This is a genomic window from Paenisporosarcina sp. P4_D4 (assembly GCF_056401835.1).
The window spans coordinates 17776-27162 of the sequence record NZ_JBFUIO010000035.1 but is presented as its reverse complement, the minus strand read 5'-3'; the positions used below and the strand labels follow the sequence as shown (position 1 = coordinate 27162).

General features: G+C 40.6%; 14 protein-coding genes. 12 read left to right on the top strand and 2 right to left on the bottom strand.

What is annotated here, in order from left to right; all coding sequences use genetic code 11:
- The 3 genes from greA to mtnN all read left to right on the top strand — a co-directional run.
- Window positions 1-298, top strand: a 298-nt coding sequence (gene greA / locus AC1DSL_RS09980) for a transcription elongation factor GreA (RefSeq protein WP_477532044.1), incomplete at its 5' end; no start/stop codon positions are given.
- A gap of 269 nt (window positions 299-567) precedes the next feature.
- A complete protein-coding gene (locus AC1DSL_RS09975; RefSeq protein WP_477532043.1) occupies window positions 568-1257 on the top strand; it encodes a YrrS family protein in 690 nt (229 codons plus the stop codon).
- Window positions 1258-1374: 117 nt separating this feature from the next.
- Entirely contained in the window at window positions 1375-2067 is a 693-nt protein-coding gene (gene mtnN / locus AC1DSL_RS09970; protein WP_477532042.1) for a 5'-methylthioadenosine/S-adenosylhomocysteine nucleosidase, read from the top strand.
- 13 nt (window positions 2068-2080) lie between these two features.
- Here the strand turns inward: mtnN and sigK are convergent, their stop codons facing one another.
- Both sigK and pssA read right to left on the bottom strand, forming a co-directional pair.
- Window positions 2081-2830, bottom strand: coding sequence for an RNA polymerase sporulation sigma factor SigK (gene sigK / locus AC1DSL_RS09965; RefSeq protein ID WP_016426856.1), 750 nt, complete (start codon window positions 2828-2830; stop codon window positions 2081-2083).
- Between the two features lie 85 nt (window positions 2831-2915).
- Complete coding sequence (gene pssA / locus AC1DSL_RS09960) at window positions 2916-3455, bottom strand: CDP-diacylglycerol--serine O-phosphatidyltransferase (protein WP_016426857.1); 540 nt, start codon at window positions 3453-3455, stop codon at window positions 2916-2918.
- A gap of 91 nt (window positions 3456-3546) precedes the next feature.
- Here pssA and AC1DSL_RS09955 point away from each other — a divergent pair, with 91 nt between their 5' ends.
- Genes AC1DSL_RS09955 through AC1DSL_RS09915 form a run of 9 tightly spaced genes read left to right on the top strand, consistent with a single transcriptional unit; the run spans window position 3547 to window position 9348 of the window.
- Window positions 3547-4329 (top strand): phosphatidylserine decarboxylase, encoded by a 783-nt coding sequence (locus AC1DSL_RS09955; protein WP_477532041.1) that lies wholly within the window; start codon window positions 3547-3549, stop codon window positions 4327-4329.
- 37 nt (window positions 4330-4366) lie between these two features.
- Complete coding sequence (locus tag AC1DSL_RS09950) at window positions 4367-4888, top strand: YqeG family HAD IIIA-type phosphatase (protein ID WP_342543441.1); 522 nt, start codon at window positions 4367-4369, stop codon at window positions 4886-4888.
- Complete coding sequence (gene yqeH, locus AC1DSL_RS09945; protein WP_342543442.1) at window positions 4885-5988, top strand: ribosome biogenesis GTPase YqeH; 1104 nt, start codon at window positions 4885-4887, stop codon at window positions 5986-5988. Before AC1DSL_RS09950 ends, yqeH begins: the two co-directional genes overlap by 4 nt.
- A 12-nt stretch (window positions 5989-6000) precedes the next feature.
- On the top strand, window positions 6001-6843 hold the full coding sequence (gene aroE / locus AC1DSL_RS09940) for a shikimate dehydrogenase (protein ID WP_477532040.1): 843 nt from the start codon (window positions 6001-6003) through the stop codon (window positions 6841-6843).
- Window positions 6830-7129 carry a ribosome assembly RNA-binding protein YhbY gene (yhbY, locus tag AC1DSL_RS09935; RefSeq protein WP_269925208.1) on the top strand — a complete coding sequence of 100 codons (300 nt, stop codon included), beginning with the start codon at window positions 6830-6832 and terminating at the stop codon, window positions 7127-7129. The genes aroE and yhbY overlap by 14 nt, the downstream gene beginning before the upstream one ends.
- A 2-nt stretch (window positions 7130-7131) precedes the next feature.
- Window positions 7132-7698 (top strand): nicotinate-nucleotide adenylyltransferase, encoded by a 567-nt coding sequence (locus AC1DSL_RS09930; protein ID WP_477532039.1) that lies wholly within the window; start codon window positions 7132-7134, stop codon window positions 7696-7698.
- Window positions 7691-8260, top strand: coding sequence for a bis(5'-nucleosyl)-tetraphosphatase (symmetrical) YqeK (gene yqeK / locus AC1DSL_RS09925; protein ID WP_477532038.1), 570 nt, complete (start codon window positions 7691-7693; stop codon window positions 8258-8260). Before AC1DSL_RS09930 ends, yqeK begins: the two co-directional genes overlap by 8 nt.
- Window positions 8261-8611 carry a ribosome silencing factor gene (gene rsfS / locus AC1DSL_RS09920; RefSeq protein ID WP_016426865.1) on the top strand — a complete coding sequence of 117 codons (351 nt, stop codon included), beginning with the start codon at window positions 8261-8263 and terminating at the stop codon, window positions 8609-8611. It begins immediately after the preceding gene.
- The gene (locus tag AC1DSL_RS09915) at window positions 8611-9348 is read left to right on the top strand and encodes a class I SAM-dependent DNA methyltransferase (RefSeq protein WP_016426866.1); all 738 of its coding nucleotides are present in this window, start codon (window positions 8611-8613) and stop codon (window positions 9346-9348) included. Before rsfS ends, AC1DSL_RS09915 begins: the two co-directional genes overlap by 1 nt.
- The last annotated feature ends 39 nt before the right edge of the window (window positions 9349-9387 follow it).

Here is a 9387-nt window from a genome sequence, read left to right as displayed (position 1 = left end):
CGTTGAAGGACGTATCTCAACTTTAGAATCAATGATTCGCAATGCGGTCATTATTGCAGAAGACGAGCAAAATAACGACATCGTATCCCTTGGGAAAACGGTTTCCTTTATTGAAGTTCCAGACGGAGAAGAAGAAACATACACTATCGTTGGTTCAGCTGAAGCAGATCCGATGGAAGGTTTGATTTCAAATGATTCTCCAATCGCGAAAAGCTTGATTGGCCGTTCGGTTGGAGATCAAGTAAAAGTATTGACTCCTGGCGGCGAAATGGACGTCAAGATTGTATCAATCAATTAATAATCAAAATCCACTCCTATATCTTGGGAGTGGATTTTTGTTTTTTCGGGGAATAGTAAAATTAGGAGATAATTGTTAGTTGCTCCGAAACTGAGGAACTTTATCTAAAAACTATTAAAACTGCTCCCAAATCACCAAAATTGCTCCAAAACATCTCTACGCCCAAAATTCAGCCGAAACCTTATCCAAATGAAACATTTCCTTAACACATTCGTCTAATTTGTAATCAACATTTATGTTATCATGCTGTATATAAGGGGGAGTACGCATTGGCAAATACACAGCGTCGATATACCTCGAGAAGTAATCGACCAAAAAAACCAAGCACGAACACAATATTAAATGCACTTATAGGTATCGTCATTGTACTTATTATCATTACTGCCGGATTCATTTTCATCGGAAATGACGATGAACCTGAAAAAGCTGACAGCACGAAAGACACCGAGTCTGCAGAAACGGCAGATGGCACAGAAGCTGAAGAAGAAGCTGATCCTGAAGACCAAATCGGTTCTGAACCAATTGCAGAAGAAGAGGAAACAGAAGACAGCGAATCATCTGAAGCTACTGAGGAAGAATCTACAACAACTGAAGATTCAACAACTGGTGGCACTGTAACTTCTACACCGTCTGATGATCCACTCGTTTCTGAACGAATCGTTAACACTGGCTGGAAGCCGGTCGGCACATCACAAACTGGCGAACATACATCTGTATATACCAAGGGGCATGTGGACTGGGATGAGAAACTAAAAGCTATGGCATATACAACAGGCTTATCTGCGGACAATATGATTGTATGGCGTCTTGAAAACGGTGGAAGTCCTCAGAAATCCATTGGGGTTGTATCATCAAATGATAAAGAAGAAAAATATCGTGTGTATTTAGAGTGGGTGGACGGTGAAGGCTGGAAACCTGAAAAAATGGAGACTTTGAAAACATTGGACGGCGCCTATTGACTTTCGGCGCCGCTTTTATTATTTTAAGGGAAGTGTTTTTGCTCGAGACTAAATAGAAGCTTGTTCGAAAGTACTTGTATCTAATGATTTATCAAACTGAAAAGAGGCGGAAACTATATGAAATTAGCAGTAATTGGCGCAATGGAACAAGAAGTTGAAGCGTTACGTTTGGCAATTGAAAATCCACAAACAACGGTTATCGCAAATAGTGAATTTACTGAAGGTACATATGCAGGGCATGACGTTGTGCTGCTGCGAAGCGGTATCGGTAAAGTAAACGCAGCCATGTCAACGACCATTTTACTTCAACATTTCAAACCGGATGCTGTAATCAATACAGGTTCAGCTGGTGGCTTTGATGCAGAACTAGAAGTGGGAGCAGTCGTTATTTCGGATGAAGTACGTCACCACGATGTGGATGTAACGGCTTTCGGCTATGAAATGGGACAAGTACCACAGCTTCCTGCAGCTTTCACAACAGACGCTAAGCTTCGTAAGCTTGCGGAAGAGGCAGTGGAAGAAATAGGCCAACATCAATATGCAACGGGCCTAATTGCTACAGGAGATTCATTCATGAACGATCCTGTGCGTGTTGAAAGCGTGCGTAATCATTTCCCTCACATGAAGGCGGCGGAAATGGAAGCGGCTGCTGTAGCGCAAGTGTGCCACCAATTCGACGTACCATTTGTTGTGATTCGTGCACTGTCTGATATTGCAGGGAAAGAATCATCCATCAGTTTTGATGAATTCTTGCCGACAGCTGCAAAACATTCGACACAAATCGTTTTACATGTAATTAGTAAATTATAAGCATGTTTCCGTGTTAAAATAGAGATTGATTGTTGGAGGCTCTTTCGATATCCAGTGAATCGAGAGAGTTTTTTTCATGTTTAAACAATTGATACAACTTTACGAGTGCTCGCTTTTCGATGCGGGAAACGTAACTTCTTGAAATATTCAATTGCTTGGCGATTTGTTTTTGAGTCATCGGTTCAAATTGATGTAACCCATATCTACGCTCAATAATTTCAATTTCGCGTTTCTCCAATTTGTCCAAGTGCCGGTAAAGTCTTGCCATCTGTTCTTTTTGTTCCAGTGTTTGTTGTGCAGTGTCTTCGTCAGTTTGCAGGAGATCTGTAATTTGGAGTGAATGGCCGTCTTTATCCGTGCCAATCGGTTCGTAGAGAGAGACATCTTTTTGGACTTTTTTCTGGGAACGTAAATGCATGAGAATTTCATTTTCTATGCAGCGGGCGGCGTATGTCGCGAGGCGGGTCTTTTTATCTGGTGTGTAACTTGCTACGGCTTTCATTAAACCGATTGTACCGATCGAAATGTAATCATCGAGTTGTTCATGCTTTGGATGGAATTTTTTGACGATATGTGCAACGAGTCGCATATTCCGTTCAATTAATTCGTGTTTGGCTTCTTCATCACCGGCTAAGCAACGCTCTACATATATGGCTTCTTCTTCTTGGGATAGGGGCTTTCTAAATGCCTGACCTTTCAGGTAACCTAGGACTGCCGGAATTTCAATCCATAATTGCAGGACGGCAGACAATAAACCACTCATGCTGATGAGCACCTCCATGTCGTCTTTTGTCACTATATGTTAACGACATAAAAAGCATGAAAAAAACGACCACAATTTGCGGTCGTTACACTTTTTTCAAAGTAAAAGTACTAATCATCAATACAGCCAAAATGAGCACGAGGAACATATAAAAAACTGGTGAAAACAGGGACAATCCAAAATAAGAAAGCGTCAGTATAGTACCGGCAGCTGTAATTGGGAGACCAGTAAAGTAGCCATTCGAATCCATTATATTGAAACGTGCCAAACGAAAAGCTCCGCTGGCAATATAAATGATGGTGATGACCATTCCGGCTGTTCCAAATTCAAATAAATCAACCATGTATATGAGAATCGCTGGGGCAACGCCGAATGAGATGATATCGCTCATGGAATCGAGTTGTTTTCCGAGTTCCGATTCTTGACCTAATTTACGAGCAACCATCCCGTCGAAACGATCCAGTAATGCTGCGATAAATATAAACAGAACACTATAGCTATATGATTCGTTTAATGTGGTCATTATGGAAGCACCACCAAAAGATAAATTCCCGATGGTGATCATATTTGCTGCATGTGCTTTCATTTTTTTGATTGTGTGATCCACTCGATGCATTAAAAACAATGGACGACACTCCTTCTTGTGTAAAGTATTAGTTCATTATACTTCTTTCAACTAAAAAAAGGTAGAACATATTTAGAAGAGGTGGGATAACGTGAAACAGAAAGTTTACCAAACGCTTATTGAATTGACTAATGGCAAATGGTCTTCCGTAACAATCCAGAAATTCGCCAAATCTTCTTGGAGTCGAAAAGTGATTCCATCTTATATACGTACATACGGAATACAGATGCAGGAAGTTTCACAAACTATCGAATCATTTCCGACATTGCATGACTTTTTCATCCGAAAAATTGATGCACAGCACCGTCCCATTGCAGAAGGAGAAATGGAAGTGGGAAGTCCTGTTGATGCAAAAGTTGAATCCATTGGGCAAATATCATCCACTGGAACATTTTTAGTGAAGGAAAAGTCGTATACCTTAACGGACCTGCTTGGAAATGTTGACCTTGCCTCACAATATGTTGGCGGGACTTATATGGTATTGTATTTAAGCCCTGCTGATTATCATCGAATTCATAGTCCGGTTAATGGACATGTTAAAAAACAAATGACACTTGGGAAAAAATCATACCCTGTGAATCAGGCCGGATTGTCTTATGGAAAAACCCCAATTAGCGGAAACTATCGACAAGTCACGCATTTGGTTTGTTCAAATCAAAAAAACTGTGCAGTTATCAGTGTGGGTGCCATGTTTGTAAACTCAATTGAAATGACCAATACATCACGGGATTGGATAAAAGGCGAGGAAATAGGGTATTTCACGTTTGGTTCCACGGTTGTATTACTATTTGGAAAAGATGCTTTTCAAAAGGATTCGTCATTGACACCCGGCAGTCGGGTGCGAGTGGGTGAGAAAATCGGGAGTATGTTATAATCATTAGAGAAAAATAGGTTGAACGGAGTGTGTCACGGTGTATAAAAAATTTTTACCGAGCGAATTTGTGAAAAGTGTATTCGACATTTCGCCACAACGATTGCTTGATAAAGGAATTCGAGGAATCATAACGGATCTGGATAACACGTTAGTTGAATGGGACCGTCCTGATGCGACACCCAAACTTGTGAGCTGGCTGAAGAGTATGAAAGACGCAGGAATTCAAGTGACGATTGTTTCGAACAATAACGAGATGCGAGTGAAATCATTTGCAGATCCACTTGGCATTCCTTTCATTTATAAAGCACGTAAACCGATGGGCAAAGCATTTCGTAAAGCACTTCAACAAATGGATGTTAAACGTGAAGAAGTGGTAGTAATCGGCGATCAGCTCCTGACGGATGTTGTCGGAGGAAATCGCATCCATTTACATACGATTTTAGTATTGCCTGTAGCAAAATCGGACGGATTTTTCACGCGTTTCAATCGATTGGTTGAAAGACGAATTTTCAAGTCATTAAAAAGAAGAGGCTATGTAACTTGGGAGGAAGAAGTTTGACAACTATACCAACTTGTATCGGATGCGGTACTCAAATACAAACAGTAGATCTAAAGGAACCTGGATATGCACCACAATCATCACTGGAAAAAGAAGTGATTATTTGCCAGCGTTGTTTCCGTTTGAAAAACTACAATGAATTGCAGCCTGTGTCATTAACGGATGATGATTTCCTTCGTATTTTGAACAGTCTTGGCAATGAACAAGGTCTGATCGTGAAAATCGTCGATATTTTCGATTTCAACGGAAGCTGGTTACCAGGATTGCACCGTTTTGTAGGAAACAATCCAATCTTACTGGTTGCGAATAAAGTGGATCTGTTGCCGAAATCAGTGAAAAAACATCGCGTCATACAGTGGTTGCAGCAGGAAGCGAAGAAATTGGGATTGAAGCCTGTCGATGTCATGTTAGTCAGTGCCCATAAAGGAACTGGAATGGTGGAAGCGATGGAAGCAATCGATCGTCTTCGTGAAGGCAAAAATGCGTATGTAGTTGGTTGTACGAATGTTGGAAAATCAACTTTCATCAACCGTATCATCAAGCAGGTGACAGGTGAAAAAGAAGTGATTACAACTTCACATTTCCCTGGAACAACACTTGATTTAATTGAAATTCCATTGGATGACAATCAATCACTTTATGATACGCCAGGTATTATCAATCATCATCAAATGGCGCATTTCCTTGACTCATCTGAACTTAAATGGATAACACCTAAAAAAGAAATAAAACCGAAAATTTTCCAGTTAAATTCAGGACAAACCTTATTCCTTGGAGGCCTTGCAAGATTCGACTTCATTCAAGGAGAACGTTCGTCGTTTACGGTTCATATATCGAATGATTTAAATATTCACCGTACGAAACTTGAGAATGCTGATGCTTTGTATGCGGAACATTTAGGTGGAATGCTTGCACCGCCTTCTGCCGAATTTAAAGAGAATTTCCCGCCACTAGTACGACACGAGTTTTCTGTTAAAGCAGGTAAGACGGATATCGTGTTCTCCGGATTGGGCTGGATTACTGTTAACCAACCGAACGTGGTCATTGCAGCATATGCTCCTAAAGGAGTAGAAATTCAAGTTCGTCCATCATTGATTTAGGGGGCGACTGACATGAAAAAATGGTACGCGGTCATTGGGGATCCCATTTCTCATTCGATGTCGCCAAGCATGCACAGCAAGTGGTTTGCCGATTTATCCATCGATGCCACTTATATTCCTGTGCATGTAAAGAAAGACAAGCTGGTTAATGCCGTCGAGTCACTTAAATGTTTAGGAGTGAGTGGTTGGAACGTAACCATTCCACATAAAGAAGCCATCGTCCCACTGCTGGATCATATTGATACGACAGCGGCCTTAATGGGCGCAGTCAATACGGTAGTGGTGGAAGAGGATGGTTCACTGACAGGATATAACACGGATGGCATCGGCTTTGTCAATTCGCTTGAAGAAGCGATGGGTGCAAATCTTAAAAATTTGCCCATATTAATTGTGGGTGCTGGTGGCGCTGCAAGAGGGATAGCCTTCGCACTGAAAGCTCAAGGATATGTACATATTTCCTGCGCAAACCGTACAATCGAATCTGCGGAACGATTAATTAATGATATAGATGGTGATCGTGCGATGTCACTTTCACAAGCTGAATCACAACTTGCACTGTTTCAAATCATTATCCAGACAACGCCTGCAGGCATGAAAACATCAAAAGTGGACAAGCCAATGTCACTTAAAAATGTAACATCTTCAGCAATTGTTGCGGATATTGTGTATAATCCATTATTGACGCCTTTTTTGGCGGAAGCAAAAGATCGAGGAGCACGTTGTTTAAATGGCGTTGGGATGTTTGTACATCAAGGAGCATTCTCATTTCAAAAGTGGACAAATCGCAAACCTGATACGAAACAAACGATAGAGCAAGTCGAACAAACACTAGGAGGTCCACATGTTAACAGGTAAACAAAAACGTTTTTTACGTAGTCAAGCACATCATTTAAGCCCTATTTTCCAAGTTGGAAAAGGCGGAGTGAATGAACATATGCTGAAACAAATTCAAGAAGCTTTAGAAGTTCGTGAACTGATTAAAATCAGTATTCTGCAAAATTGTGAAGACGATAAGCAAGAAGTAGCTGAGCAATTAGCAAAGGGAACAAAAGCAGAACTTGTTCAGTTAATCGGCTTGACTGTTGTATTATACAAAGCTTCTAAAAACAACAAAAAAATCGAATTGCCGACAAGAGGCTAACGATGAAAAAAGTGTGCATTTTTGGTGGAACATTCAATCCTCCACATATTGGACATTTAATCATGGCAAATGAAGTGTTTCATGCACTGGATTTCGATGAACTTCGATTCATGCCGAACGCTAAGCCTCCACATAAAGAAGCATCGCATCTGGCAACTGGTGAACAAAGACTGCAAATGCTGCAGCTTGCCACCAAGCCATTTTCTTATTTTCAAGTGGAGCCTCTTGAGATTGAAAGAGGCGGCTTATCGTATACGTTTGATACGATGACAGAATTGACATCCCGTGAACCTCAAACACATTTCAGTTTTCTGATTGGTGCTGATATGATTTCTTCTTTGAACAAGTGGTATAAAATTGATGAACTGGTCGAAAAGGTCCGATTAATCGGTGTACGGCGTCCAGGTTATGATGAACGCTCTGATTATCCAGTGACGTTAATCGATGCACCGTTGATTGATTTATCCTCCACTGCGCTACGCAACCGGTTCAAAGAAGGAAAAGATGTATCATTGTTAATTCCAGAAAATGTACAAACTTATATTCGTCAGGAGAAATTGTATGAATAGAGATGATTTGATAAATGCTTTACGTACGCGGATGCCTGAGAAACGAGTTGTGCATACTTTAGGAGTAATGGATACCGCTATTCGATTAGCGAATGTGTATGGCGTATCTGAAAAAGATGCAGAGCTTGCGGCAATTTTACATGATGTCGTGAAATTTGCGGATAGGGAATGGATGAAACAAACCATTATCGATCAACAGATGGATCCAACCCTCTTGAATTTTCATCATGAATTGTGGCATGCCCCAGTCGGTGCAATTGTCGCTCAGCAGGAATTTGGAGTGTCAAATCAGGATGTATTGAACGCGATTTGCTACCATACTACTGGCCGCGCAAACATGACGGATCTTGAAAAAATAATTTATTGTGCCGATATGATAGAACCGAATCGTCAATTCCCGGGAGTTGATGATTTAAGACAACAGAATGAACTGGGACTGAACGCGTTAATGAAAGCTTGTGTCCAACGTTCGATTCAATTTTTATTGCAAAAAAATCAACCGGTATATCCGGATTCCATTCATTGTTATAATGATTTGGTTACACGAAAGGAAAATGACTGAATGACAGTTCCAACTTTACTAGAGGTTGCTTATAAAGCAGCAGATGACAAACGTGCAGAAGATATCGTCGTATTGAATATGAAAGGTGTATCTTTGCTTGCCGATTACTTTATTATTTGTCACGCAAATTCTGACCGTCAAGTGCAGGCAATTGCAAAAGAAATGGCAGAACAGGCAGGCCAATCCGGTTTTGATGTAAAACGTTTAGAAGGCTATGACGCAGCTCGTTGGGTATTAGTGGACATGGGCGACGTAGTTGCGCATGTATTCCATAAAGATGAACGTGCATTTTATAACTTGGAACGTTTATGGGGAGATGCACCAATCATCTCTGTAGACTCAGAAGCGTAATGACTAGCTATAAAGAGTTTGCACACATTTATGATGCATTAATGACGGATATTCCTTACGACAAATATGTCGAAAAGGTTATTTCGAATGTTGAAAATGTGAAAGGTAAATCTTTATTAGATATTGGGTGTGGAACTGGAGTCCTGTCTGCGAAATTTGCAGAACAGGGTTTTCTTGTTCAAGCCGTCGATTTGTCTGAGGAAATGCTGGCAATTGCAGCTGACCGCTTTCAAAAGCAGGGGATATCCATTCCGTTGTTTCATGTCTCTATGACTGATTTGGACGGATTCGAAGAAATTGATGTAGCTGTTCTATCGATTGATTCGTTAAATTACCTGGAAGAGGAAGCGCAAGTTCTTCAGACGTTGCATGGCATTCATGAATCGCTCGCCGCAGGTGGACAACTGTTCTTTGATGTTCATTCTGTTTATAAAATGGATGTATTATTTTTAGACGGTCCATTTACATATGAAGATGAGGACGTTGCTTATATCTGGCACACGGAACCAGGCGAGTATCCACACTCTGTTTATCATGATTTAACTTTCTTTATGAAAAATAAGAGCGGTTCATACGACCGTTTTGAAGAAAGTCATTTTCAACGTTCTTATGATGTAAAAGAATATCTATCATTCTTGCAGCAAGCAGGATTTTCGGAAATTAAGGTAACTGCAGACTGGGCGAATGAGTCACCTGAAGAAAACAGTGAACGAATCTTTTTCCACGCCATTAAATAGTTTCCATTGCTTTTCACATAAGACTTTCCAATAATGAGC